Origin of the sequence: Nocardioides eburneiflavus, assembly GCF_004785795.1 — a bacterium.
Lineage (GTDB): Bacteria > Actinomycetota > Actinomycetes > Propionibacteriales > Nocardioidaceae > Nocardioides > Nocardioides eburneiflavus.
The window spans coordinates 3,097,671-3,122,132 of the sequence record NZ_SRRO01000001.1; the positions used below are offsets into that span (position 1 = coordinate 3,097,671).

Annotated in this window: 25 protein-coding genes; 18 read left to right on the forward strand and 7 right to left on the reverse strand. The window is 64.0% G+C overall.

From position 1 onward, the window contains the following. The first annotated feature begins 27 nt into the window (after positions 1–27). A complete protein-coding gene (locus tag EXE59_RS14585) occupies positions 28–678 on the forward strand; it encodes a TetR/AcrR family transcriptional regulator (protein ID WP_168218526.1) in 651 nt (216 codons plus the stop codon). On the opposite strand, the gene EXE59_RS14590 is transcribed toward EXE59_RS14585, so the two are convergent. Next, on the reverse strand, positions 669–1,094 hold the full coding sequence (locus tag EXE59_RS14590) for a universal stress protein (protein ID WP_135839559.1): 426 nt from the start codon (positions 1,092–1,094) through the stop codon (positions 669–671). The two genes, EXE59_RS14585 and EXE59_RS14590, sit on opposite strands and share 10 nt — an antisense overlap. Before the next feature lie 9 nt (positions 1,095–1,103). Then, positions 1,104–2,456, reverse strand: coding sequence for a flavin monoamine oxidase family protein (locus EXE59_RS14595; protein ID WP_168218527.1), 1,353 nt, complete (start codon positions 2,454–2,456; stop codon positions 1,104–1,106). Positions 2,457–2,668: 212 nt separating this feature from the next. Between EXE59_RS14595 and EXE59_RS14600 the strand changes: the two genes are divergently transcribed. From EXE59_RS14600 to EXE59_RS14610, 3 genes are read left to right on the forward strand one after another with little or no spacing between them, the layout of a single operon-like run. Then, complete coding sequence (locus EXE59_RS14600) at positions 2,669–3,586, forward strand: ABC transporter permease (RefSeq protein WP_210429004.1); 918 nt, start codon at positions 2,669–2,671, stop codon at positions 3,584–3,586. Beyond that, a complete protein-coding gene (locus tag EXE59_RS14605; RefSeq protein WP_135839561.1) occupies positions 3,583–4,377 on the forward strand; it encodes an ABC transporter permease in 795 nt (264 codons plus the stop codon). Before EXE59_RS14600 ends, EXE59_RS14605 begins: the two co-directional genes overlap by 4 nt. A gap of 2 nt (positions 4,378–4,379) precedes the next feature. Further along, a complete protein-coding gene (locus EXE59_RS14610) occupies positions 4,380–5,513 on the forward strand; it encodes an ABC transporter ATP-binding protein (protein WP_135839562.1) in 1,134 nt (377 codons plus the stop codon). A 72-nt stretch (positions 5,514–5,585) separates the two neighbouring features. On the opposite strand, the gene EXE59_RS14615 is transcribed toward EXE59_RS14610, so the two are convergent. The 3 genes from EXE59_RS14615 to EXE59_RS14625 are packed head-to-tail and all read right to left on the reverse strand — an operon-like array spanning position 5,586 to position 7,974. Continuing rightward, complete coding sequence (locus EXE59_RS14615) at positions 5,586–5,987, reverse strand: nuclear transport factor 2 family protein (RefSeq protein WP_135839563.1); 402 nt, start codon at positions 5,985–5,987, stop codon at positions 5,586–5,588. Beyond that, positions 5,984–7,150, reverse strand: a complete 1,167-nt coding sequence (locus EXE59_RS14620) for a saccharopine dehydrogenase family protein (RefSeq protein WP_135839564.1) — start codon at positions 7,148–7,150, stop codon at positions 5,984–5,986. Before EXE59_RS14620 ends, EXE59_RS14615 begins: the two co-directional genes overlap by 4 nt. A 41-nt stretch (positions 7,151–7,191) precedes the next feature. After that, a complete protein-coding gene (locus EXE59_RS14625) occupies positions 7,192–7,974 on the reverse strand; it encodes an SDR family NAD(P)-dependent oxidoreductase (RefSeq protein ID WP_135839565.1) in 783 nt (260 codons plus the stop codon). Between the two features lie 180 nt (positions 7,975–8,154). On the opposite strand from EXE59_RS14625, the gene EXE59_RS14630 reads away from it, so the two are divergent. Next, positions 8,155–8,841: a response regulator transcription factor gene (locus EXE59_RS14630; protein ID WP_135839566.1), complete on the forward strand. Its 687-nt coding sequence runs from the start codon at positions 8,155–8,157 to the stop codon at positions 8,839–8,841. Positions 8,842–8,849: 8 nt separating this feature from the next. Here EXE59_RS14630 and EXE59_RS14635 read toward each other — a convergent pair whose 3' ends face one another. After that, the gene (locus tag EXE59_RS14635) at positions 8,850–9,482 is read right to left on the reverse strand and encodes a TetR/AcrR family transcriptional regulator (protein ID WP_135839567.1); all 633 of its coding nucleotides are present in this window, start codon (positions 9,480–9,482) and stop codon (positions 8,850–8,852) included. Positions 9,483–9,611: 129 nt separating this feature from the next. Here EXE59_RS14635 and EXE59_RS14640 point away from each other — a divergent pair, with 129 nt between their 5' ends. The 13 genes from EXE59_RS14640 (at position 9,612) to EXE59_RS14700 (ending at position 22,865) form a co-directional block, all read left to right on the forward strand. Beyond that, positions 9,612–11,189: an AMP-binding protein gene (locus EXE59_RS14640; RefSeq protein ID WP_168218528.1), complete on the forward strand. Its 1,578-nt coding sequence runs from the start codon at positions 9,612–9,614 to the stop codon at positions 11,187–11,189. Positions 11,190–11,253: 64 nt separating this feature from the next. Beyond that, complete coding sequence (locus EXE59_RS14645; RefSeq protein ID WP_135839569.1) at positions 11,254–12,474, forward strand: acetyl-CoA C-acetyltransferase; 1,221 nt, start codon at positions 11,254–11,256, stop codon at positions 12,472–12,474. 49 nt (positions 12,475–12,523) lie between these two features. After that, positions 12,524–12,700 carry a hypothetical protein gene (locus EXE59_RS25105; protein ID WP_210429005.1) on the forward strand — a complete coding sequence of 59 codons (177 nt, stop codon included), beginning with the start codon at positions 12,524–12,526 and terminating at the stop codon, positions 12,698–12,700. Positions 12,701–13,136: 436 nt separating this feature from the next. After that, positions 13,137–13,577: a dimethylamine monooxygenase subunit DmmA family protein gene (locus EXE59_RS14655; protein ID WP_135839570.1), complete on the forward strand. Its 441-nt coding sequence runs from the start codon at positions 13,137–13,139 to the stop codon at positions 13,575–13,577. Beyond that, positions 13,574–14,527, forward strand: coding sequence for a PDR/VanB family oxidoreductase (locus tag EXE59_RS14660; RefSeq protein ID WP_135839571.1), 954 nt, complete (start codon positions 13,574–13,576; stop codon positions 14,525–14,527). The genes EXE59_RS14655 and EXE59_RS14660 overlap by 4 nt, the downstream gene beginning before the upstream one ends. 32 nt (positions 14,528–14,559) lie before the next feature. After that, a complete protein-coding gene (locus EXE59_RS14665; protein WP_168218529.1) occupies positions 14,560–15,579 on the forward strand; it encodes a heme-dependent oxidative N-demethylase family protein in 1,020 nt (339 codons plus the stop codon). Positions 15,580–15,753: 174 nt separating this feature from the next. Next, on the forward strand, positions 15,754–16,209 hold the full coding sequence (locus EXE59_RS14670; protein WP_135839573.1) for a MaoC family dehydratase: 456 nt from the start codon (positions 15,754–15,756) through the stop codon (positions 16,207–16,209). Continuing rightward, the gene (locus EXE59_RS14675; protein ID WP_135839574.1) at positions 16,206–17,249 is read left to right on the forward strand and encodes a phosphotransferase family protein; all 1,044 of its coding nucleotides are present in this window, start codon (positions 16,206–16,208) and stop codon (positions 17,247–17,249) included. Before EXE59_RS14670 ends, EXE59_RS14675 begins: the two co-directional genes overlap by 4 nt. Then, positions 17,249–18,496, forward strand: coding sequence for an acyl-CoA dehydrogenase family protein (locus EXE59_RS14680; protein WP_135839575.1), 1,248 nt, complete (start codon positions 17,249–17,251; stop codon positions 18,494–18,496). The genes EXE59_RS14675 and EXE59_RS14680 overlap by 1 nt, the downstream gene beginning before the upstream one ends. Beyond that, the gene (locus EXE59_RS14685; RefSeq protein ID WP_246056801.1) at positions 18,483–20,324 is read left to right on the forward strand and encodes an acyl-CoA dehydrogenase; all 1,842 of its coding nucleotides are present in this window, start codon (positions 18,483–18,485) and stop codon (positions 20,322–20,324) included. Before EXE59_RS14680 ends, EXE59_RS14685 begins: the two co-directional genes overlap by 14 nt. 69 nt (positions 20,325–20,393) lie before the next feature. After that, positions 20,394–21,131 carry an SDR family oxidoreductase gene (locus EXE59_RS14690; RefSeq protein WP_135839577.1) on the forward strand — a complete coding sequence of 246 codons (738 nt, stop codon included), beginning with the start codon at positions 20,394–20,396 and terminating at the stop codon, positions 21,129–21,131. A 44-nt stretch (positions 21,132–21,175) separates the two neighbouring features. Further along, a complete protein-coding gene (locus EXE59_RS14695; RefSeq protein ID WP_246056803.1) occupies positions 21,176–21,436 on the forward strand; it encodes a hypothetical protein in 261 nt (86 codons plus the stop codon). A 436-nt stretch (positions 21,437–21,872) separates the two neighbouring features. After that, entirely contained in the window at positions 21,873–22,865 is a 993-nt protein-coding gene (locus EXE59_RS14700) for an NADPH:quinone oxidoreductase family protein (RefSeq protein ID WP_135839578.1), read from the forward strand. Between the two features lie 262 nt (positions 22,866–23,127). On the opposite strand, the gene EXE59_RS25110 is transcribed toward EXE59_RS14700, so the two are convergent. Continuing rightward, the gene (locus EXE59_RS25110) at positions 23,128–24,372 is read right to left on the reverse strand and encodes a tyrosine-type recombinase/integrase (RefSeq protein ID WP_135839579.1); all 1,245 of its coding nucleotides are present in this window, start codon (positions 24,370–24,372) and stop codon (positions 23,128–23,130) included. Between the last annotated feature and the right edge of the window lie 90 nt (positions 24,373–24,462).

A 24,462-nucleotide genomic window follows, 5' to 3' on the forward strand; every position in this document is an offset into this window, starting at 1 on the left:
CACACGACTTGGGGTCGCCTGGCGGCCATGGGGAGAGGCGAAGAAGTGACAAAAAGGCGTGAGGTCGCACTTGCCAACCTGCTGGCCGCAGCAATCAAGACTTTCGCTGAGCACGGCTTTCACGGTTCATCGATCAAGGACGTCGCGCGTGCAGCGGGTGTGTCACCCGCAGCCATCTACCTGTACGCGGACTCCAAAGAAGAACTCCTGTACCTGATCTCTCGCGACGGTCACCAAGAGGCGGTTCGCGTCGTAGAAGCTGCAGTTGCAGGCGGAGGCTCCGTCCTCGAACGCACGCGTCGAGCCGTTCACGACCTGGTGTTGCACCATGTGCGCTTCCACACCATGTCTCGCGTCGTGAATTACGAGCTCGCGGCGTTGAGCCGCGAACATTCTGAAGAAATTGTCGCTCTCCGTCGTCAGCTCAACGACGCTTTCAAGCACCTGGTTGATGACGGCATCACCGGAGGCGACTTCGAGCCGCCCGACCGACGAATGGCCGTGACCGGACTGATGTCCTTGGCCGTCGATACGGCCCGGTGGTACCACCCGGGCCTCGGGCCGAGCTATGCGCCAGAGATCATCGCGGACTCGTACGCCGAAATGGCAGTGCGAATGTTGACCGGCACTGCCGTGCCCGCGGTCCCGGCGATGAGCGGCGGCGCGCCTTACGCCTGAGTGTGCGCCACGTACACGTCGCAAGGCGCCGTAGCGGTCACGTCATGGGCAACGCTGCCAAGGATCCGGCCGATGCCCTGAGCTCGCTTGTTCCCAACGACAATGAGTCCAGCATCGATGCTCTCCGCATAACGCACAAGCGACTCCACCGCGCGACCGCGCACCGAGGCCGGCACCACCTGCACGTCGGGAAAGACCTTACGAATGCGTCGAGCTGAACGTTCCACGACGGCAGTCGCTTGCTCGGCCGTGCTGAGCACAACCTCCTGAGTGCCACCTTCGAACTGCTCGACGGCGTCTCGCTTGAAGGCCATCAGTAGATGAAGGTCAGCTTGAAGAGCCTGAGCCAAGCGCCCGGCCACCAACGCGGCGGTCTCCGCAGTCTCAGTCCCATCCACTCCGACGACAATTCTCATGGCTCGTCCCTAGGCCGACGCAGCCACAGACGCACGGAGTTCCTCGCCAACGGATCGGCCCACGTGGTAGCCGCTGTTGTTGGCGCCGGCGAGGCCAGGCTCGGCCGTGTAGTCGCCGCAGAAACGCACACGCCCATGTGCCTGGCGCAGTGCCGAACGATCGGCGTACGAGCCCGGTCGCATCCAAGGCAGTCCCACGGGGCTCCACCGCTGGACCACCGCTCCGGCCGGGTCAATCAGCGTGCGCGCCTCAGGGAACATCGCGACGATGTGGTCGAAGAACCGGCTCACGATCTCGGCGTCCGTGCCTAGGAGCACCGCCTGCGCCTTGTGTGCATTCGCGATGGTGACGACATGGCCCCCCAGCTCCGGACAGTCGCGCTTACCGAGGTAGGAGAAGTTGGTGAAGAGCGAGAACGGCGATCGCCCAGACACGGGCAGGAAGAACATCCCGTCCCATGGAGCTCGGACTCGATCCTTCACGGGCCAAGCCACCGAGACAATCTGCCCGTACGGTGCTCGGCTCAGCATGGCGCTGCGCATGTCGCCTGGAAGGTCGTCGAACACGCCCACGACAGCCGACGAGGGCATCGCGCACACTACTCGAAGAGCGTTCAAGCTCTGCTGCTGACCATCTTGGTCCTCAAAGTGGACTGTCACGTGGTCGCTGTCCTGGTCGACCTTGATCACTCGACAACCGAGGCGCACAGCGTCTGCTGGCAGCACCTCGGCGATGCGCTGCGTGATGCGTTGAGTGCCTCCACGAGCTCCGCGCACCTGCTTGCTCGACTTGGGGTCGATGTAGGCGCTCAGGCCGTATACGAGCCCCATGAGAGCGGAGACCTCATTGGCAGGCACGCCGGCTGCGCCCTCGCAGAAGCCGTTGAGAATCTGGTGAGTGGTCGGGGCGGCTCGTCCGATGACGCGTGAAAGCGACTGCGAGTCGAGCTCCAGCTTCTCGTCCTGTGTCATCTTCGGCACGCGGTGCAGAAGTCGTCGCAGGCGAAGCACGGTCACAGCGAAGTCCGCCTTCTCTGCCAACGTGAGCGGCATCTTCAAGAACAGCTTCTCAGCGGTGGAGCCTCGAGCCCATCGGTCGTCGATGCCGACCGCGAAGTCCGCACCCTCGATTGAAACCGAATCAATCCCAAGCTCCTCGCACAGGGACAGAAGCCGCGGGCTCGTGACAATCTGCGCGCCGAGGTTGTACCAGATCTGGTCGTCGCCGCCCGAGTATGTTCGTCCACCGACGCGGTCGAGCTCCTCGAGCACGATCACCCGGTGGTCGCGCAGCTCGTATGCCGCGGTCATACCTGCGATGCCCGCCCCAAGAACAATGACGTCAGCGTCGGTGTGGACCATGGTGACCTCCGGATCGTGCGTGTCTATGTACACCTCAGATTGGCTCAAGCACCTGCCAGCGAGGTCCTGGCTCCTCACACAACGCCCGATCGGGGGAGTGGCGATTGCCCACCGGGTTAGCATCCCCCAGTTGGGCGGTGACTAGGGAGGTGCCTGAGGTCACAGCGCGACTGCGCCTACCGTGAGGACACACGGCAAGGACGGAGGGCGCCATGAGCCTCGTCAAGGAGACAATGGACCTGGACGCGCATCCACAAGCGTCCGGTGACGCGCAGAGGAAAAGACGCTTCGCCCTCACCAACCCGCTGTTGGTGCTTCCGGCAGCCGTTTTTGTCGCTCTCGCATTCGGCTACCCGGTGCTACAGATGTTTTGGCTGAGCATCACAGACTTTCCGACCGGGGAGGGAAGTTGGTACTCGAACTTCAGTTGGTACTTCTCGGACGCGACCCAGATGACGATTCTGCGCCGCACCTTCCTGGTTGCCGCGTGGGTCACGGTGTCGTGCCTCGTGCTGGGTTTCCCATACGCATACCTCATGACGACAGTGAGCAAGAGGTGGCGGCTGGTCATGATCGCCGGTGTGATGCTGCCGTTTTGGTCAAACCTCGTGGTGCGGACCTACGCCTGGGTCATCCTGCTCCAGGACGTTGGCCCCGTCCCGGCCCTCATCGAGTCCTTCGGCATCGACGCACCACGACTGATCGGCAATGTCGCCGGCATGACGATCGGCGCGACCCAGGTGCTACTTCCGTTCCTGGTCCTGCCGCTCTACGCCGGCCTGCAAGGAATCGATCGCAGGCTGCTGGATGCGGCGCAGAGTCTTGGGGCCAACCCCGCGAAGGCATTTGTCAAGATCTACCTACCGCTGGCGGTGCCTGGTGTGTTCGCTGGAGGCATGCTCGTGTTCGTGTTGTCCCTGGGCTTCTACTTCACCCCGGCGCTTCTGGGAAGTCCGGGTGAAAGCCTGATCTCCCAACAGATCGTCATCCAGACCAGCAAGTTGCTGGCGTTCGGCCGAGGCGGCGCCATGGCGTTCATTCTGCTGGTGCTCACGTTGGTTCTCTTTGGCCTCGCCGGGATCGTGACCCGCGCGCGCACGCGCGGCATCGATGCTGGAGGTGCGCGATGACCGGCCGTTCCGTATCCCTCGGACGCGCCCTGCTGATCGCATACTCGGTACTGGTCGGCATGGTGCTCGTCCTTCCCACCTTCGTGGTGGTGCCTGTGAGCTTCTCGGATCAGAAGAGCTTGCGGCTGCCTAAGGGTTTCTCGACCCAGTGGTACGAGAACTTCTTCACCGACCCCGGCTGGTACGAATCGGCCATCCTCTCGCTGCGCGTCGGCCTGGTGGTGACTGTCATTGCGACTGTCCTGGGAACGGCCGCAGCACTCGGCCTGAACAAGGCGCTCGGTGCCTGGAAGGGTGCTGCGCGAGCCTGGCTCCTCGCGCCGATCATCGTGCCCGGTGTGATCACGGCTATCGGTATCTTCTACGTGTTCCTCAAGCTCGGCTTGACGCAGAATTACTGGGGCTTCGTGATTGCCCACACGGTGATGGCGATCCCATTCGTGATCGTCACGGTAACGGCTTCACTGTCGGGCTTCGATCACCAACTCGTGAAGGCTGCGCAGAGTCTGGGAGCGCGCCCATGGAGCGCGTTCCGGCAAGTGATGTTGCCCCTGATCGCCCCAGGAGTGATCACCGGCGCCTTGTTCGCGTTCCTGACCTCCTTCGACGAGGCCATCATCACGCTCTTCCTGTCGGGTCCGTTCACCCGGACCCTGCCCGTCAAGATCTACCAAAGCGTCACTCAGGAGTTCGATCCGACAGTGGCGGCGGCCTCCACCCTGCTGCTCGTAGTGACCACTCTTCTCATGATCCTCATCGGTGTTCTCAGTGCGATGAGGGAAAGGCGATAGTCATGGCCGTAAAGAACCACGGGGTAGGGCTCACCCTCAATGGGCTGACTAAGAGGTACGGAAGCGTTACAGCCCTCGACAATGTCGACCTGACGATCGCGCCGGGGGAGTTCATGACCTTCCTCGGGCCGAGCGGCAGCGGAAAGACGACCACACTCAACCTCATCGCCGGGTTCGTCGAGCCCGATGACGGGCAGATTCTGATGGGCGATCGCTCCCTGGTCGGAATCCCACCTCACCGACGCAACATCGGGGTGGTCTTCCAGAACTACGCTCTGTTCCCGCACCTGCGAGTGACCGACAACGTCGCGTTCCCCCTCAAGCAGCGAAAACTGAAGAAGAGCGAGATCACACGCAAGGTCGGCGCGATCCTCGAAACCGTGGGCCTGTCCCATCTCGCGAGCCGCTATCCACGCGAGCTCTCTGGTGGCCAGCAGCAGCGAGTTGCTCTCGCCCGAGCGTTGGTATTTGACCCTCAGCTCCTACTGCTCGATGAGCCGCTAGGCGCGCTCGACAAGAGACTGCGCGAGGGTCTGCAGCTAGAGATCAAGCGGATCCACCAAGAGGTCGGCGTCACCTTCATCTTCGTTACTCATGACCAAGAGGAAGCGCTCGTCATGTCCGACCGCATCGCGGTCTTCAACGAAGGCGGACTGGAGCACGTGGCGACGGCGCACGAGCTCTACGAGAATCCACGGACCCTCTTCGCTGCGCAGTTCCTTGGCAACTCGAACGTGATGCGCGGCTCGCTGGTCCAGGACGGCGACGACATGCGCTTCAGCGGCGACGGATTCAATCTGAGGGCTCCGGCAACTGGAGCATCCGCGGGGGAACGTGCAGCGCTCGTCATCCGTCCCGAACAACTTCGCGTCGTCCCTGCAGGGCACGTGGTGGCGGACAATCTGAATTCCCTGACCGGAACCGTCTCGAACGTCATCTACCTTGGTGGACGGCAACGGCTGATCATCGACGTCCGAGGTCAGGAACTCATGGCGGACGAAATGGCGCCTCAGTTCCAGCACCGACCCGGCGACGCGGTCGTCGTCACCTGGAACCCCGCCGCAACCAGTCTCGTGGACCCCGGCCCCGCTACGGGGGTACATCACGTCGCCGACGAGGTCAGCGTCCTGGCCTGATGTTGCTGTAGCCGTAGGCGTCAATGCCGCCGCCCGGGATATCTGGGCGGCGGCTTTGACGTTCCTCTGGGATCAGGGTTTGCGGTTCTCGAGTGGCTGTACGTAATCGCACAATCGAGTGATGCGCCCATCCCGTACCGAACAGAAACTTGCGACCTCCAGGGTCATCGGCCCCTCCGGTGTGGTGAGGCGTTGAATCCATTCGACGGCGCAACTGGTCTCGTCGGAGAGCGCTGTCCGAACCTCGCCCGTAGCGCTGTTGAAGGCCCGACCCTTCATTCTGCCCAGCTTCCGCGCGATGTTGGCAGCGCCGGTGACAGTTCCGAAGAAGGCGTCGTAGAACACCGCGTCACCGTCAAGTTGCTGTTCGATTCGACCCGGCTCGCCGCGCAGAATCCCGGTAACGACCTCGCCCCATGAGGCCAAGACGAGCGAATCGATTGCCAAGTTGATGACGGCATCACTTCCGCTCACGAGGGTGCCCCGTCGTCGAACACCACGCGCACGTCAAGCGGTGGCTCGCCGCCGGCCGCGCCGGCGTACGGCGCGAGACGTTCGATGAAGTCTCGTGGGTCGATGAAGGCCTCCGGTCCCTGGACTCCCCGAGTCGTGATCTCCCCACGCGCCAACATGAGAGCCGCGATGGCTGTGGGAATGCACGTCGACTCGCCCATCCCGCCGCGAGGCATCAGAGGAGTCGTGACGAAGACTCTCGCTCGGCGTCCGTCCTTCACGCCTTCTGCGTAGGAGAAGACCCCTGGAAACGGAGGGATCTCGCCGGCTTCAGGCCACCTGCGGCCGGGGGTGAGCAGGAGCTCTCGACTGGCCTCGGCCACTGTGAGCTCGCCGGTGCGGACCCGGTCACGTAGTCCGCGGGCGATGTTCATCAGTCCGGGGCGACCGAACATCGCGTTCACCGAGTGCTTGATCTCGGGGAATGTGCGAGGGAGCGAGATCGGCTCGGGGTGACCGCAGGTCCAAAGCGTCCCAACACCGTAACCCGGGTAGTCCACGGTGAACTCCTCGAGTGCGTCAGCCTGATGGAACTGCCCGTCACGCCAGACGCGGATCGGGTCAGCCAGGTTGTGAATCCAGTGGTCGATCGCAGCAGAAGGCTGCACGTCCGCCGGGTCCTCAGGCACCGGAGGAATGCCGACTCCGCCGCGCCAGACCGTGTGCAGAGTCTCCACGGTGTCGAACTGTGCGTGAGCCACTGCAGCCAGGAGATTCGAGACGCCGGGGGAGGCGCCCATGCCTACGATGGCCGTCACTCCCGCAGCCTCAGCCTTCTCATGCAAGGCGAACATCTCGATGGTGGGTTCCCAGTCGTCAGCGATGTCGAGGTAATGCACGCCGCAGTCGATGGCGGCCTGCAGAACTGGCGGACCGAAAAGGTAGAAGGGGCCGACCGTGTTGATCACGATGTCCGCGCCTTCGAACGCCCTGACGAGGGCGTCACGGTCGGTCACGTCGAGCTGCAGGTGCGACGCCTTGTCCCCGATGTCGTGCGCGACCTCCCGCGCACGTGCGTCGCTGAGGTCGGCAACCGTGACGGACGTAATGGCCGAGTCTGCGGCAACGACGACGCTGGCCACACGACCCATGTCGCCGCCGCCTCCGACGATGATGACGTGCATGTCGTGCTCCTTTCGCTAGTGATGGCTGGTAGGACGGGCGCTTACTGAGCGGTGTAGCCGCCGTCGACGACGAGGGTCTGTCCCGTCATGAAGTTGGAGGCTGCTGTCGCCAAGAACACCGCTGGTCCGGTCATGTCCTCAACCTGTGCCCAGCGCCCAACGGGCGTCGCCTTGCGCATGTAGGCGGCTGCTTCCTCTACCGCGGTGGCGCTTGCCAACATGTCGGTCTCCACGAAGCCGGGGCACAGAGCGTTGACCTGAACTCCCTTGCGTGCCCACTCGAGCGCAAGTGCCTTGGTCAGACCGATGACCGCATGCTTCGAAGCCGTGTACGCCGCCTCTCCGCGCACCGCTACGAGGCCGAACATCGAAGCGACGTTCACCACCTTGCCGCCGCCGTCGAGAAGTTGGGGGCCTGCCTCTTGGCACAGCAGGAGCACGGCCCGCAGATTCAGGTCCATGACCCTTTGCCACTCGTCCAACGTGGTGCGTTGGACGGTCTGCTCGTTGTCGTAACCTGCGTTGTTCACCAAGATGTCCAGCCCGCCCAATTCGGCGGTAGCTTGCGACACGCCGTCACGTATCGCGTCGGGATTGCCGAGGTCGGCCACAACTGGACTGATCGAGCCCGGCATCTCCGAAGCGCGGGTGCAGGTCTCCACGAGGTCGCTGTTGGTTCGAGCCATCGCAGACACGACTGCACCTCTTGCCGCGAACTCAAGAGCGATCGCACGACCGATGCCGCGACTGGCCCCGGTAACTAGTGCCCGCTTGCCTGCCATGTCGAAGAGGTCGGCAGCTGAAGATTCGGCGTTGGTCGGCATCAAGGTCCTTCAAGGGTTGGCAAGGGACTGGGATGCCCACGCTGGCGGCTTCGTCCTCCATTGGGAACCACCTCAAGGCGAAGTGCGCCCACATGGGGGACTGGACCGGGCATCTGACCCTTGCTCCTGAATGAACGATCAGTTATGTTGTGACTGATCGTTCATTCAGGAGGAGTTGCGATGACTGCATTGCTTGCCGAACGACCCGCCGACCAGGACGCCCTCGTCGCCGTCTCGAACGACGTGCATGACCCAGACCGTTGCCGGCCCCAGCGAATTCTCGTAGTTGATGACATGGAACTCGTCCAAGCCGGCCTACGTGCCCTCCTGACGGACCAGACCTATGTCGCCTCATGTCTGACGGCGGGTTCGCTCCAAACTGCATGGGACCTCGTTCGCCGCCACCAGCCCCAGCTCGTGGTCCTCAGCACGTCGGTTGCCGGCGAATCCGGCCTCGTGCTGTGTCGACACATCCGCGACCACATGCCGCACGTGCGCGTGTTGCTGATGTCGTCCGAAGGGCGAGTCTCGAACTCGCTAGCCCGCGCCAACGGCGCCATCGGCTTCTTGCCCAAGCACCTGCCGGCACCAAGCATCCTTGCAGTCGTGGAGCGCGCGGTCGCCGGCGAGCAGGTGTTCCCGCGTGACTCTTCCGCGGACTCCGAACCCGAGTCTGCCCTCTCGCGACGTGAGTTGGACGTCCTGCGCAACCTGGTCGCGGGCCTCAGCAACCCCGAAATGGCCCTGGCCCTCAGCCTCTCGCGCCACACCGTCAAACAGCACACCAGCGCCGTATATCGAAAGCTTGGCGTAAGAAACCGTGCGCAGGCGGCCGGTCGCGCACGGGAACTCGGGCTGGTGGCTTGATCCGGCCCTCATTCCTGCGGTGCAGCCCCTACCAGTCGCAGCGCCAAGGCTACGTATTCGTCCTCGACCTCTTCGACGGTGAGGCGGCCACCGCTGCGGAACCACAGGAAGCTGTACTCGCACATCTGGAGGATCGCGAAGGTGGTCACCGTGATGTCGCGGAGGGCGAAGACTCCGGCCGTTGAACCGTCCTCCAAAATCTCCTTCAGGATCACCAGGAACTGTCGCTGTTGCTTCGCCAACTCTTCGCGGCGCTTGGGCTCCAACGACGTCGCCAGCGTGAGGTAGCTGTGGTTACCACTCTCGGAGAGGGCTTCGATCTGGATGTGGACCATCGCGCGTACGTACGCAGCGAGGCGAGTGGTTGGGTCTCCGTCGGCCGGGAGCCGGGTAACGAGGTACTCGTGAGACCACGCGTACATCTGAGTCAGCATCTCAGCGAGTAGGTCCTGCTTCGAGGGGAAGTGCCAGTACATGTTTGCAGGCGTCATTCCAGCGGCCTTGGCGATACGAGTGACCGCGGTGCCCTCGTAACCGAACTCGGTGAACAGTTGCGCCGCCGCGTCGAGGAGTCGTCCCCGGGCATCGTTGTTGGAGCCTGCGGGCACGATACGACCCGGCGGGAGGGAGGAACGCGCCATGTCGTGAATCCTAGGCGCGTCATCCCCCGGTCGGGCACTAAGACCGCTTCGCGCCGGCCCCTCGACGGTGGCTCCGCGATAGTCGGATGTGACTGGGATCAGTCCCCGCGACCGATAGGAGCCGCACGCGTGCTTGACCAATCAGCGACCCACTTGCGTGAGTTGGAGCTCGCATCCGAGGACGCAGGGTCGGACCTTTTCCTCACTCTGGACGATGTCGACTACACGTTTGCCCAGGTGTGGTCCGACGTTGAAGCGTTCGCTCGCGGATTGCGCGGGCTGGGACTCACACCGGGAGACCGAGTGCTGGTGATGCTCCCCAATTGCATCGAGGCGGTGTGTGCTTGGCTCGGCAGCGAGCGGCTAGGGCTGATCGACGTACCAGTCTCCGAGGAATCGGCCGGTGCCTCATTGCGACACGTTCTATCCGAGGCAGATCCGAGAACGGTCGTCGGCACCGCTGACCTCCTCGCGCGTATCGCAACCGAATCCGAAGGGGACGCGCTCGAGCACGCGGTTGTGGTGGGTGAACCCGGCGGCAGCCCCTTCACGGACAAGGTGACCTACCTGACCGTCGCAGAGCTTCTGTCGCAGGTCGGCGACTACGACCTACCGGCCCTTCCCTCGCCCTCAGCTACCGCAACGGTCATGTTTTCATCCGGGACGACCGGCCCGCCAAAGGGCGTGATGATGTCGCATGGCTACTACGGCCACGCGTTGCACGCCTACGACGCAACTGCGCCGCTCGAACGTGGGCAACGCCTCTACTGCACACAGCCCCTGTGCCACATCGATCCGCGTATGGCAATCGTGCAGTCCATCGCCGCGCGCTCATCAATGGTGCTCAAAAGACGCTTCAGTGCCAGCCAGTATTGGCCAGACGTAGAGAAGTACGACGTCGACGGCTTCCTCTTCATCGGAGCCATGCTGCACCTTCTGGCCAAACAACCAGAAGGACCCGAGCGCGGCGCCCGTCGACGCCTGGGTATGGGGTCAGCGATCCCCCCGTCAATCCACGCCTCCTTCTCTGAGCGGTTCAACGTGGACCTGCTCGAGGGCTACGGAATGACCGAGATCTACACGGTCTTCTGCCAGTACCCAGACGAGAACGAGCCCGGGGACGTCGGCCGCGAACTTCCCGGTATCGAGGTTCGGATCGTCGACCAGGACGACCGCTCGGTACCAGCAGGCACGCCGGGGCAACTCCTCGTCCGCCCTGACAACCCCCATGCACACATGCAGGGCTACTGGCGTCACCCAGAAGCCACCGTTGAAGCATGGCAAGGACTGTGGTTCCACACAGGAGACCTTGTCCGGCGCCTGCCCAACGGCCGCGTGGAGTACATCGGTCGGCTCAAGGACTCCATCCGCCGCCGCGGCGAGAACGTGTCCGCCTGGCAAGTCGAGAACATCGCAAACCAGCACCCCGCGGTGCTCCAATGCGCCGCCGTAGGTATTCCAGCCGACTTGGGCGACGAAGACATCGCGCTCTTCGTCGTGGCCAAGCCTGACACCGCCCTCGACGTCGTAGAACTGCGCGAAGCTCTGTCAAAAGACCTCCCCCGATTCGCGTTGCCCCGTTTCATCGACGTCGTCCCCACATTGCCCAAGACACCGTCGGAACGAGTCGCCAAGGCCGTCTTGCGCCAGCAGGGACTCAGCCCGGAAGTCCACGACTTTGAGGTCGTCGTCCCCTCTCAACAGTGACCCTGCGACGCGCCCGCAGCGTCCAACCGTCCGCGACATCCCCGCACCGTCCTCAGGAGAACCCATGCCAGAAGCCGTCATCGTGTCCACCGCCCGGTCCCCGATCGGGCGCGCGAACAAGGGCTCACTCGGCGACGCCCGTGGGGATGACCTCACGGTTCAAATGCTGCGTGCCGCACTGGACAAGGTCCCTGAACTGGACCCTACTCAGGTGGTCGACCTGATGCTTGGCTGTGGGCAGCCGGCCGGCGAGCAGGGTCACAATCTGGCGCGAACAATCGCCGTGCAGGCCGGAATGGACCACGTGCCGGGCGTGACGGTGAATCGCTACTGTTCCTCCAGCCTGCAGACGACGCGGATGGCCATGCACGCCATCCGCGCCGGTGAGGGCGAGGTCTTCATCTCGGCTGGAGTGGAGACTGTGAGCCGCTACGGCAAGGGAATGGCTGACGGACTGCCGGACACCGAGAACCCTGTCTTCAGTGAAGCTGTGGCCCGTACAGCTGAGCGCAGCAAGGGTTCGGCTCCAATCTGGCACGACCCCCGGGGCCAGGGCCTGCTTCCGGACGTCTACATCACCATGGGCCAGACCGCTGAGAACGTCGCCCAGCACTTGGGCATGAGCCGCCAGGAGCAGGACGAGTTCGCCGTACGCAGCCAGAACTTGGCGGAAGAAGCAATCGCCAACGGTTTCTGGGCCAAGGACATCACCCCGGTGACGCTGGCCGACGGAACAGTAGTTAGTTCGGACGACGGCCCGCGCGCGGGAGTGACTATGGAGGGCGTTTCAGGACTTCGCCCCGTTTTCCGAGAGGACGGCACCGTCACCGCCGGCAACGCCTGCCCCCTCAACGACGGAGCCGCGGCCCTCGTCATCATGAGCGACACCAAGGCGAAGCAGCTGGGGATCAAGCCGCTGGCGCGCGTTGTTTCCACAGCAGTGACTGGGCTGTCACCCGAGATCATGGGCTTGGGGCCCGTCGAAGCCGTGCGGCAGGCGCTCAAGCATGCCGGTATGTCGATCAACGACATCGACCTCTTCGAAATCAACGAGGCTTTCGCTGTCCAGGCACTTGGTTCGGCCCAGCAACTTGGCATCCCGATCGAGAGGCTCAACGTCAACGGCGGCGCCATCGCGATCGGGCACCCGTTCGGGATGACCGGAGCCCGCATTACGAGCACGCTCATCAACTCGTTGCAGCACTACGACAAGCAGTTTGGCATCGAGACCATGTGCGTCGGTGGAGGCCAGGGAATGGCGATGGTGCTGGAGCGTCTCTCGTGACATACCTAGGTGCGAGCGCGGTCTGAGGTGAAGCCTCGCGAACGCCGCCTTGTCTCACGTCCCGAGAAGTGGCCCAAGAAGGACGACTTCGCGCCGGCGCAAGGTGCCGCTCGCAGAACCTGGGGCTGGTGAGGTGGTCGTACGCAACTCGGTCATATCGGTAGATCCATACATGCGGAGCCGGATAAACGATGTCGAGTCGTCCATCAGAACCGTTCGCACTTGAGGCGGGTCTCGATGGCGGTGCCGTCGCGCGCCGTCGCCGTCTGCGAAGCGACGCCTTTCTCTGCTGAGCCGTATGTCATCCATCCCCCAACCGGGCACGGGTCGCCATGACACCTTCTCGCCCATGCGGGCGCGCCGCACAGTAGTTCCCGACGACGACGCCAGAGCACACGGAGAGTGAGCGCAGCATGAGGGAGCCGACCGTTCCGCGAGCGGTTTCCAGTGACCACCCAACCGTCTCGGCCTCGCATCACGCTGTGGCTCGGAGGCCTCGCTCGATCGAGCGCTGGCAGACGAACGTACCGAATCACGCAGCACGCCCATCGAGTCTGCCACCGGCAACTCGCCATGTGGTGGTGAGCTTCGGCGGCCTGGGGTTGCGGTTCGGAGGAGCCGCTGCGGCACGAGAGGTAGCTGACCGCCTCGCTTCCACAGTCATGTCTTCCCAGTCGGTCGTCGATCGCGTGCACGTGGACAACCTCGATTCGGAGGGGCTGGCTCGCATCGGATTGGACATCCTCGCCGCCTCGGTGGGCACATGCTTCGTTTTCGTTGGGTCGGAGCGTGAGGTGTATGCCGCCAGGTCGGAGGCCATCGCTTCGGGCGCGATCTCGGAAGAAGTTGTGGTGGCCCCTATCGACGGGGAGGCTGGCAGTGACGATGCGGTCGCCTGGTCGGACGGTGCTGAACCGCGCAACCTGTTCTGTGCCCACTGTCACCAGACGTTCACCGCGGTTGCCGGCGTAGGTGACGCGGTGACCTGCCCGAGTTGCGGGCTGTCCCTGAGCGTGCACTACAACTTCTCGCGACGCCGGGCGGCGTACCTCGCGAAGTATGTGTCCAAGGACAGCTTGGTGAACCGAGGATCACGACCGTGATCGAGCATCCGAAAGCCGACGGCAGATTGATTGAGCTCGCTGTCGCTTCTGTCGTGCGGAATGTACCCGACGTCGCCGGCCTCAGCCTCGTGCCAGCGATGGGCGGGACGCTGCATTCCTACGCACCAGGGAGCAACCTGCCAGTCCAGTGGCGAGAAGGCCGTTTCAACTCGTACTCGTTGACCGGGGATGGCTACCAGCCCGATGCCTACGAGATATCGGTTCGCCTAGACACGAGCGGCAGCGGCGGCTCGGTGCGATTGCACCAGCTCGCAGAGGGTGACAGCGTGTGGACCTTGCCGCCGCGGGACGACTTCACTCCTGTCTGGTCGGCGCGCAAGCACCTCCTCATTGCTGCCGGGATCGGAGTCACGCCAATCCTGTCGCACGCCCGCTCGCACCAATTCTGGAAACGTCCGTACGAGGTCCACTACGTGACACGCAGCGCAGTGCATCTCGACGACTTCCTGGGGCTCGCGGATGCCGACCCGACCGTGTACTTCTCGCGTGAACAGTTCGCCGGAGCACTCCCGGAACTACTGCGACGTCAGCCGATGGGCACACACCTCTATGTCTGCGGACCGGAAGGGATGATCGATTCCGTGCTCGGAGCGGCGCGGGATGCCTATTGGCCGTCGGCCAGGCTCCACCACGAAGCATTCGCCCTCCCAGCCCTGAATGCAGGCCCGCCGTTCACGATCAACGCACGACGAAGCGCGGTGACTGTTGACGTGCCAGCCGGTGTGACGGCACTCGAAGCCTTGGAGGGCGCAGGCGTGCCTGCACGGAACTTGTGTCGCCGAGGTTTCTGCGGTGAATGCGCCACCAAGGTCCTTGACGGGAAGCCGCTTCACCGCGACGAGGTACTAGACGCAGACGAGCGGAAGTCGGGGGACCAGATGCTCGTATGCGTATCGCGTGCACAAGGTCACGTCTCGCTCGACCTGTGACAGACAACCCGCCGACCAAACAAGGAGGACAAGTGCGTCCCACCGACTTCGCCGCCACTGACGTCGAACACTTCCCGTTCCCACTTCAAGACGACTCGATGCGGCCTCGCGTGGACGTCGAACCGGCATGTGTTGCCAAGGACAACGGCGTGGGCACCTGGGGACGCACGATGTTCGTCGTCGATCACAACTACGAGCGCACCAGCCAGATCCGCCGAGACATCCTCGAGGCCGACCGGGCACGCTTCACGGCGTTCCCACACATGATCACCGCCCAATGGGACGCGATGACGTACATCATGCGACGGCTCGCGGCGGAGTACCCCGACGATTTCGCGGTCCGCATCTCAGGAACTGACTGGACGTGGACGAACAAGCTGCTGGACATCCACCACGACTTCGTCTTCGGCGACGCCGACACCCTTCCCCACCAGCCGTTGGAGTACATCGCTCGGCAAGTCCAGGAGGACCTGCTCCTCCTCGACGTGCACGAAGAAGGCCTGGTTCTCGACAGCGCGTTAGTGACGTTCTCGATGGCTTGGTCCCCGACATTCACCACGGGAATGACCTTCCACGAAGCGCATGGGACCATCCCGCGAATCATGGGTGACGGCACCGTCAGCCGAGCCGAGAGGTTCCTGATGACCATGCCGCCTGGTGAGGTGTACCGCCGCAACCCATGGTCGTTCCAAGTTGGAGGCAGGCTCGATATCTCCATGGATACGCTGCCCGAATGGTCGGCTGAGTTGAGCGAGTTCCTAGCGGGCGATCCTCACGAGCAAGTCGGCCAAAGGATGCGGATGCGCAGCGAGGTTTCACATTTCGTGCGGCTCCCGATGACGGGGGTGGTGCTCTACACCATCCGTGCCCAGTCCATCACCCTGGAACAGCTCGCGTCAGTGCCCGCATGGGCTCGGCGCACGGTCAGCGTGATTGAAGAGCAACCAAAGGACCTCGCGCACCACCGCGGCTTCACGCTCTACGGACCGGTGGTGCTGCCGTACCTCAAGGACCGTCTGGATTCGACCACTGGCATTCGAACCAGCCTCTGACCGAGCCCGTGTGTTCAGCGGCGCCCGGACATCCCCCGGCCGGGCGCCTTTCCCGCGCTCGGCTCATCCAATCGACTCCTGCACGGCACGCTACCGACACAAGCATTCGACCCGCTCTCGAACCCGCGACCCATCGAGGTGACCGCGCGAAGGGCGCTCGTGAAGGGATATGCGATGAAGGTCTTCCGAAGCGTGGAAGAACTGCGAGACGCAGTGGGCACCCACGTGGGTCATTCCGACTGGTACGACATCGACCAGCGTCGAGTCGACCTGTTTGCCGAGGCCACAGGCGACTTCCAGTGGATTCATGTGGACCGCGAGCGTGCCGCTGCCGGACCGTTCGGCTCGACGATCGCTCACGGTTTCCTCACGTTGTCGTTGCTGCCCGTCCTGACGTGGGGGGTGTATCGCACCGAGGGCTTCCGGATGGAGATCAACTACGGCCTGAACAAGGTCCGATTCCCTGCTCCGGTGACGGTGGCGAGCCGCGTGCGCGCTGGCGTCGAGATGATCTCCCTAGAGGAGTTCGGGAACGGGTACATGTCGACTACCCGGATCGTGATCGAGCGCGAAGGCGCGGACAAGCCCGTTTGCGTCGCCGAGAGCCTCGGCTACATGGTGCCCGCATGAGCACGCCGGCCACGACGATTCCGGGGATTGACCTGGATCGACTCCGTGACTGGATCGACGAGACGATGCCCGACCGAGCCAATGAGGAACTGGACGCCGAACTGATCACTGGTGGACGCTCGAACCTCACCTACCGGCTGCGGCTCGGGAGCACAACATGCATCCTTCGTCGCCCCCCTCTGGGTCACGTCCTGGCAACCGCGCATGACATGAGCCGCGAGTACACGGTCATGCGGGCACTCGGCGGCACCGACGTACCGGTGCCACACGTACTTGCCTCTTGCGAGGACATAAGCATTATCGGTGCGCCGTTCTACCTCATGGACTTCGTCGAAGGCTCCACGTTCCGTAGCAGGCACGATCTCGGCCAGCTGGGCCCGCACCGAGTTCGATCGCTGTCCGAAGAGTTCATCGACGTCCTGGCGCGCATTCATTCCGTAGACCATCGCGAAGCCGGCTTGCAGGACTTCGGCCGACCTGAGGGGTACCTCGCGCGGCAGGTATCCAGGTGGCAGACCCAGATGCAAGCATCCCACTCCCGAGACCTTCCTGACGCGGACCGCCTCGTATCGCTGCTTACCGAGCGTGTCCCGTCGTCCGGTCCCATCGGAGTCGTGCACGGCGATTACCGCCTCGACAACGTGATCGTCGACGAACGCGACCGTCCCGCCGCGGTCATCGACTGGGAGATGTCCACCATCGGCGACGTGTTGTCGGATCTGGGACTGACCGTCGTATACATGCGCCTCGCAGCGATGGTGGGTGATGCGCGATTTGAGGTGGTCGCCGACGCCTCCAACGCAGAGGGGTTCATCTCAGAGCACGACGTTCTCAAGAGGTACGCGCGCCTCACAGGCCGCGACCTCGGTGACTTCGGCTTCTACCTGGGGCTCGCCAGTTTCAAGCTCGCAGGGATCCTCGAAGGCATCCACTACCGCTATCTACAGGGTCAGACACTCGGACCCGGCTTCGAATCGATCGGCGACACCGTCGGTCCGCTCCTTGCTGCTGGCCTCGACTCGATGGAGGAGAACTACTGATGGAGTTCGCGCTCGACGCCAAGACCGAGGACTGCCGGGAGACGCTGCTGACCTTCATGGACACGCACGTCTACCCCAACGAGACACGCTTCCATGAGGAACTCTCGGCCGCCGAGGACCGTTGGGCCTGGGACACGTTGCCAGTGTTGAAGGAGATCCGCGCCGTAGCGCGCGACTTGGGGTTGTGGAACCTTTTCCTCCCTGGCGACCACGGGGGAGGTCTTACGAACCTGCAATACGCGCCCCTGGCCGAGATCACCGGCCGCAGCATGCACTTGGGCCCTGCAGCCCTCAACTGCTCAGCTCCGGACACGGGCAACATGGAGGTCCTGTCGCTCTTCGGCACGGCGGCGCAGAAGGAGCAGTGGCTCCAACCCCTCCTCAACGCCGAGATCCGCTCCTCATTTGCCATGACTGAGCCCGCGGTTCCGTCGTCTGATGCAACCAACGTTTGCACCGAGATCCGCCGCGACGGAGATGAGTACGTCATCAGCGGATCCAAGTGGTGGATCACTGGTGCAATGAACCCCAACGCCAAGATCTTCATCGTCATGGGCAAGACCGATCCCACCGCCGATCGACACCAGCAGCAGTCGATGATCTTGGTCGAGCGCGACCGCCCAGGCGTAGGTGTCGCCAGACACCTGGATGTTCTTGGATTCGACGACCATCAGCACGGCGGGCACGCCGAGCTCAAGTTCCACGACGTACGGGTCCCGGCCAGCAACTTGATCGGCGAGGAAGGCAAGGGCTTCGCAATCGCCCAGGCACGTCTCGGTCCGGGCCGCATCCACCACTGCATGCGGATGATTGGTATCGCCGAACGAGCAATCGAGCTCATGTGTGAGCGCGTCGACGGTCGGACGGCCTTCGGTAAGCCACTCGCAGACCAAGGAGTCATCAGGACCTGGATTGCGGAGTCGCGCGTCCGGGTCGAACAGCTTCGGCTGCTCGTGCTCAAGACCGCATGGCTGATGGACACGCAAGGCAACCGAGCCGCCCACACGGAGATTCAGTCCATCAAAATTGCTACCCCGCGCACCGTCGAGTGGATTCTCGACAAGGCGATCCAGGCGCACGGAGCGGGCGGGCTGTCGCAGGACTTCCCGCTCTCCTACGACTTCGCGTCTGTGCGGACGATGCGGTTCGCTGACGGACCCGATGAGGTGCACCTCAACACCCTCGGGCGAGCCGAGCTTCGTCGACAAGCAGAGCGCCGCGAGGGGGTACGCCGTGGCCGCGGGTAAGACCGTTCTTCAGCGCAAGCTGCTGCCGGCGTTGGACTTCATGCTGCACGACTGGCTGAAGGTCAGCGACCTTACGAGCCGACAGCGGTTCGAGGAGCACAGCCGCGAAACGTTCGACGAGCTAATGAGCGCTGCGTCAGACGTGGCCGCAGATCGCTTCGAGCCGGCGTACCGGATCAGCGACGAGCAGGAGCCCTACGCGGTGGACGGGGGGGTGGTGACTCCCCAAGAGACTCATCTTGCCTTCCAGGCCTACCGCGACCTCGGGATCCTTGCAGCCAGCCACGACGCCGACTTTGGCGGAATGCAGCTGCCGAGGACCGTCGACCTAGCGACTCGGGTCATCTTCGGAGCGTCTGGGCACAATCTCGCGCCGTTCCTCTTGACCGACGCCAACGCGTCGCTGCTGTTGGAGCACGGCACGGAGATGCAGAAACGCGTGTTTGCCGTGCCGGAACTCGAGTTCCGATGGACGGGAACCATGTGCCTGTCCGAGTCCCAGGCCGGCTCGTCTCTCGCCGACATCACAACGGTTGCTCGAGGAGACGGCGAGGATTACGCGACCGACTCGCTAGGACCGCGTTACCGCCTGACCGGCAACAAGATGTGGATCTCGGCTGCCGAGCACGACCTTACCGAGAACATCATCCACCTCGTGTTGGCGAAGATCGTGCGTGAGGACGGGACTGTCGACCCCAGCACCAAGGGCATTTCGCTATTCATCGTTCCCAAGGTGCTGGTGGACGAAGATTCGCGCCTGCTTGAGCGTAACGACGTGACGTTGGTCAGCCTCAATCACAAGCTCGGGCATCATGGGACACCCAACACCGCGCTCGCTTTCGGCGATGGCACGCACACCCCCCGTGGAGCGGGGGGAGCGATTGGCTACCTCGTCGGAGAAGCCGGTGACGGGCTGCGCCAGATGTTTCACATGATGAATGCGGCGCGCATCGAGATCGGTCTGGCAGCGGCGTCGCTCGGCATGGCCGGTTACGCCACCGCGCTCGACTACGCCAAGGATCGCCGCCAGGGCCGCCCGCGGACGCAGGGCGCCAAGAATCCCTCACGACCTCAGGTGCCAATCATCGAGCACGCAGACGTGAAGCGAATGCTGCTGGCGCAGAAGGCGTATGCAGAAGGGGGCACTGCCCTCGCTCTGTACGCCGCCAGGCTGCTAGACGATCAGATGACCGGGACGCCCGCTCAGGCGGAGCGTGCGTCGATGCTGCTCGACATCCTCACACCGGTAGTCAAGAGCTGGCCCAGCGAGTGGTGCTTGGAGTCCAACAGTCTCGCTATCCAGGTCCTTGGCGGCGCCGGGTACACCCGCGACTGGCCCGTGGAGATGTACTGGCGCGATCAGCGGCTCAACATGATCCACGAAGGCACGCACGGGATTCAGGGCCTCGACCTTCTCGGCCGCAAGGTCCGAGTGGACGGTGGTGCGCATCTGGACGCGCTGGGCCTCGAGATCCGTAGCACGGTCGGCGCCGCCGAGCGCGCCGGGATGAAGGCTGAGGCTGCCGCGCTGGCACGGGCCTGGGATCAGCTGCTCGATGCGACCGAACGCGCCTGGGCCACCGAAGATCCTTCGGAGGCGCTCGCGAACGCCACTCCGTACCTCCAAGGATTCGGCCACGTCGTGGCCGCTTGGATCCACCTCGACCTCGCCGTCGCCGCTGCCGGCAGCGACCACAGTGAGGCCCCAGGACGAACCGCTGCAATGAAGTACTTCTTCGCCTACGAGCTGCCCCGCATCGGGGCCTGGTTCGACGTGGCAGCGCGCCGTGAGCCGCTCTGTCGGGACGTACTTCCAGAACACCTGTAGTCCCAGGCCAAGAGCCAAAACCTCCCAGACGTCGTCAGCAGTGGCGGTGTCCCGTCGAAAGGAACGAACATGGGCAACCTCGCCCTCGAGTTCACAGGACGCACCGTCGTCGTCACCGGGTCCGCACGAGGGATCGGCAAGGAGGTGGCGCGCACGTTTGCTACCGCCGGCGCCAGCGTCTACCTCATCGACCCCGACGCCGACGAGGTCAAGCGCTCAGCCGAGGAAGTTGGGGGCACCGCGATTGTCGGCGACGTGAGCTCGACCCAAGACGTCCAGAACGCCATCGGTCAGATGGTCCGCGAGACAGGGCGGGTGGACATCGTCGTGAACAATGCGGGCATCCTGCGCGACAAGGTTCTCTGGAAGCTCACCGACGAGGACTGGGATCAGGTTCTTGCGGTGCACGCTGGCGGCACCTTCCGCATGACTCGCGCCGCGGTCCCGCACTTCCGTGAGCAAGGCTACGGACGAGTCATCAACGTCACCTCCTTCACCGGTCTCCACGGCAATCGGGGCCAAGCCAATTACGCCACAGCCAAGGCGGGCATCATCGGCTTCACCAAGACCGCGGCGAAGGAACTCGCAGCCTTCGGGGTGACAGTGAACGCCATCTCGCCCAACGCAGAGACACGGATGATCGCGTCTATCCCCGAAAACCGGCGGGAGGCAGTGACGGCCGAGATTCCGCTCAAGCGCTTCGCGCAGCCCCACGAGATGGCAGCCGCCATCGCGTTCCTCGCGTCCGAAGAGGCCGGCTACATCACGGGTACCATCTTGCCGGTCGATGGCGGATTGGCCATGTGAGCTCGGCGATGCCCACCAACACCGCCCACAGGCCAGAAAACTGCATGGACGAGAAGACGCCAGCGGCGGTCTCCATGCGTGTCGGCATCCGGGAGTCGCGACCTGGCAAGACGCTGGTCGCCGCCACGGCGAAGACGGCGGCGCAGCTCGCCGCGCTCGGCTACGACGTCGTCGTCGAGGCAGGGGCCGGCGCGGCCGCGGACCAGCCGGACACGGCGCGCGCCGAGGCGGGCGTCCGCGCGGATGCTCTTCGGCGACGTCACGGACAAGGTCAACGAGATCGTCGCCGCCCTCGGAACCACTGATTTCGCTAGCACCGGCCCTCGGGCCGAACTTCGCTCCGCCTGACGCCTGAGAGCACATAGAAAGGAGTGACCGTGACGACACGGCGCACATTCGCTGAAAAGATGAGTCCGCCGCCCAGCTGGCCCGTTCGCCATCACCATTGGCCGCGCTACCTCGTCTCCGCACCCCGTGCCGTGTGTCCTCGGGGTGGGGCCGGGCGATTGCCCGTTCCATATGACAATTGGCATGCCCGAGAAGTTGGCAGCCCTCAGGCGGTCTGCGGCGCCCCAGCTGTCGAGTGGAAGTTTTTCTGGACCTTGGACTTCAAGGATGCCGGTGTGCGCGCGTGCCCCGACTGCGCGAGGTTCACCAGCCGCCGATCCTAATCGGTGGTCACGACTCGATTCATTGATCGGTGCGTGCTGACTGCGAATTTCCTTACTAGGAGCTACCCCCATGCAAGCCATTCAAATCACGACGCTCGAAGGGCCAGAGGCCATTCATCTGTGCGAGGTGGCGACACCGGAAGGAGACGATCTCGTTCTCATCGACGTCGAGGCCATCGGGGTGGCGTTCCCAGAACTGCTCCAAACCCGCGGGCTGTATCAGTATCAGCCTGGCTTGCCGTTCATCCCTGGCGCTGAAGTCTCCGGTGTCGTTCGGTCGGCGCCTGACGGGTGCAGCCTTCAGCCCGGCGACCGTGTGGCGTCTCTGCCCCTGATCGGTGGATTCGCTGAACAGGTACGAGCTCGTTCCGATCTCACGTTCCGGCTGCCCGACGAGGTGAGCTTCGAGGCAGGAGCCGCCTTCGTGTTCAACTATGCGACGTCGTATTTCGCGCTCGTTCAACGTGGTGGACTGCAACCGGGCGAGACGGTGTTGGTCCACGGGGCCGCTGGAGGAATCGGCACGAGCGCGATACAGGTGGCGAAGGCCTTCGGGGCCGGGGAAGTTATTGCTGTCACTTCCTCGGCGGAGAAAGGGGACGTCGCGCTCCAAGCCGGAGCAGACCGCTATGTGCTGGCAGACGGCTTCAAGGATGCAGTCGGCCGCACCGTCGACGTCGTCGTCGATCCCGTGGGCGGTCCTCGGTTCACCGATTCCTTGCGCACGCTGCGTGAGCACGGCCGGCTGCTTGTGGTCGGGTTCGCGGCCGGCGAAATCCCGATCGTGAAGGTCAACAGGTTGTTGTTGAACAACATATCGGTAGTGGGAGTCGGCTGGGGCGCTGATTCCTTCGCCCGCCCTGGCGAGGTGGCGGCACAGTGGGATGCACTGGTGGACCACCTCCGTTCCGGTGCCCTGAGTCCCGTCATAGGGCCGATCTTCGCGTTAGAGAACGCTGTTGAGGCCCTCCGGTGCCTCAACAGCCGCGGCGCGACGGGCAAGGTGTTGCTGACTACGGACCCGAACGGCCATCGTCCCCGCGAGCCGAAGAAGGCTGAGTAACTCTGTTGCCGAAATGAGTGACCCTGATGCGCGCTACCGGGCAGTGAAGGCAGCGCAGGTCGCTGCCGACGTCGTAACCATGCGGACCTTGTTCACCGAGGACGCGCCCGTATGTACGAGCCTCACAGCGGCAGCCGCTCAGGACCAGCAGTAGCCGAGTTCTTGGGCACCTCGGTTGGCACGAGTCTTTTTTGACCTCCAGTTTCAGCCGCTCCCATGGATCGTTCAGGGAAACCGCGCGTCGATCGAGTGCAAGGAGACACTACGGACACTTAAAGGGGTCGCGCTGAGGATCAACTGTGCCGATGGTGGGAGTACATCCAGCCGTCGCGTCGGAAGCCCTGAGTCCAAAATGACGCCGCAGTTGGCTATCCCTACTTACCGGCAGGTTGGAAGGGTGCACTGTGGTCGAGGCACGTGGAGCGCGCTGAGTGCGCAAGCCGACAGTCCCGAGTTTGTAGACCTGTGCGGCGTTGACGCTGGAATGACCGGCCCTCTTCATCAGGTCGGGGAGTGTTGCCCCGGCGTGCGCGGCGAGTGTGAGGCCTGTGTGCCGGAGGTCGTGGAACCGAAGGTCGGGACGGTCTGCGTCTCGGCGCCCCGCGTCAAACCACCGGAACATCGTCGTACCGGTCAGATGGCCTCCGGAGCAGCCGTCGTGCTCGCAGTCGCAGGTGCCTTTCGGGGGGCGGACGCTGGGGAAGAGGAGGTCGTCTTGTCTGGGTCGTGCGTGCGCTGACAGGTGTTGGAGGAGAGCGTCGCGTAGGTGGGGCGGGACAGTGATGTCTCGGCGGCCGGCGTCGGACTTGGGCTCCCCGACAAGGACTCGCCCGTCTCGAAACGTCATGGCGCGCGGTGGACTTTTGAGGGTCGCGCCGTCGGCGGACACGTCGCGGCGGCGCAGCTCGGCTACCTCGCCGAAGCGCAAGGCGCACCAGCCGGCCAGGAGCACGGCCATGCCGTACGACCCGGGCATGCGAGCGGCGATAGCTTCCAGCTCTGGCACGGTGGCGGGCTCGATTGTTCGCTGACGCTTGGTCTGTCCCGCCCCTTTGAGGATGGCCGGATTGACGGCCAGAAGCTCTTCGTCGACGGCGCTGCTCAAGATGGTGCGGAGGAGTCCGTAGGCATGGGCGTTGCCGGTCCGTCTGTGCGAGGGCAGGCCGCCGTGCCACTTCTTGATCTGCGCACGAGTGATCTGGTCGAGGCGAGTTGGTCCGAAGGCGGGGAGGAGTTCTCTGTCCAGCATGCTGCGGTACAGCAGCCGGGTTCGGGGACGGAGGGGAGTCCCGTCGGGTCCGCGCCGGTTCTCCAGCCACCCTTCGGCGTACGCGCTGAACGTCTGGCGAGCAGCCGCCTCGGCCTCCTCCCTGGCTTTACGCTCGACGGGACAGAGGTAGACCTCACGGACGATGTCCGTGCGGACGCCGGCCAGCCAAGCGTCCGCGTCGCCAGTCGTGGTGAACGTCGTGTGCGCGGCATGCTGCTCTTGACAGTCCCGACACACGTACTGGGCTTGGAGGCGTCCCGAGGGAGCCTGCTAAGGGCGGCGCGGGAGCGACGGCTGAAGCTGGACCCCGAGCAGCTGGCCCGAGAG

Excerpts from the sequence above, each read along its gene's own strand:
- EXE59_RS14585 (WP_168218526.1), top strand. The coding sequence starts at position 28 with ATGGGGAGAGGCGAAGAAGTGACAAAAAGGCGTGAGGTCGCACTTGCC.
- EXE59_RS14590 (WP_135839559.1), bottom strand. The coding sequence starts at position 1,094 with ATGAGAATTGTCGTCGGAGTGGATGGGACTGAGACTGCGGAGACCGCC.
- EXE59_RS14595 (WP_168218527.1), bottom strand. The coding sequence starts at position 2,456 with ATGGTCCACACCGACGCTGACGTCATTGTTCTTGGGGCGGGCATCGCA.
- EXE59_RS14600 (WP_210429004.1), top strand. The coding sequence starts at position 2,669 with ATGAGCCTCGTCAAGGAGACAATGGACCTGGACGCGCATCCACAAGCG.
- EXE59_RS14605 (WP_135839561.1), top strand. The coding sequence starts at position 3,583 with ATGACCGGCCGTTCCGTATCCCTCGGACGCGCCCTGCTGATCGCATAC.
- EXE59_RS14610 (WP_135839562.1), top strand. The coding sequence starts at position 4,380 with ATGGCCGTAAAGAACCACGGGGTAGGGCTCACCCTCAATGGGCTGACT.
- EXE59_RS14620 (WP_135839564.1), bottom strand. The coding sequence starts at position 7,150 with ATGCACGTCATCATCGTCGGAGGCGGCGGCGACATGGGTCGTGTGGCC.
- EXE59_RS14625 (WP_135839565.1), bottom strand. The coding sequence starts at position 7,974 with ATGCCGACCAACGCCGAATCTTCAGCTGCCGACCTCTTCGACATGGCA.
- EXE59_RS14630 (WP_135839566.1), top strand. The coding sequence starts at position 8,155 with ATGACTGCATTGCTTGCCGAACGACCCGCCGACCAGGACGCCCTCGTC.
- EXE59_RS14635 (WP_135839567.1), bottom strand. The coding sequence starts at position 9,482 with ATGGCGCGTTCCTCCCTCCCGCCGGGTCGTATCGTGCCCGCAGGCTCC.
- EXE59_RS14645 (WP_135839569.1), top strand. The coding sequence starts at position 11,254 with ATGCCAGAAGCCGTCATCGTGTCCACCGCCCGGTCCCCGATCGGGCGC.
- EXE59_RS14655 (WP_135839570.1), top strand. The coding sequence starts at position 13,137 with ATGTCTTCCCAGTCGGTCGTCGATCGCGTGCACGTGGACAACCTCGAT.
- EXE59_RS14670 (WP_135839573.1), top strand. The coding sequence starts at position 15,754 with ATGAAGGTCTTCCGAAGCGTGGAAGAACTGCGAGACGCAGTGGGCACC.
- EXE59_RS14675 (WP_135839574.1), top strand. The coding sequence starts at position 16,206 with ATGAGCACGCCGGCCACGACGATTCCGGGGATTGACCTGGATCGACTC.
- EXE59_RS14680 (WP_135839575.1), top strand. The coding sequence starts at position 17,249 with ATGGAGTTCGCGCTCGACGCCAAGACCGAGGACTGCCGGGAGACGCTG.
- EXE59_RS14690 (WP_135839577.1), top strand. The coding sequence starts at position 20,394 with ATGGGCAACCTCGCCCTCGAGTTCACAGGACGCACCGTCGTCGTCACC.
- EXE59_RS14695 (WP_246056803.1), top strand. The coding sequence starts at position 21,176 with ATGGACGAGAAGACGCCAGCGGCGGTCTCCATGCGTGTCGGCATCCGG.
- EXE59_RS14700 (WP_135839578.1), top strand. The coding sequence starts at position 21,873 with ATGCAAGCCATTCAAATCACGACGCTCGAAGGGCCAGAGGCCATTCAT.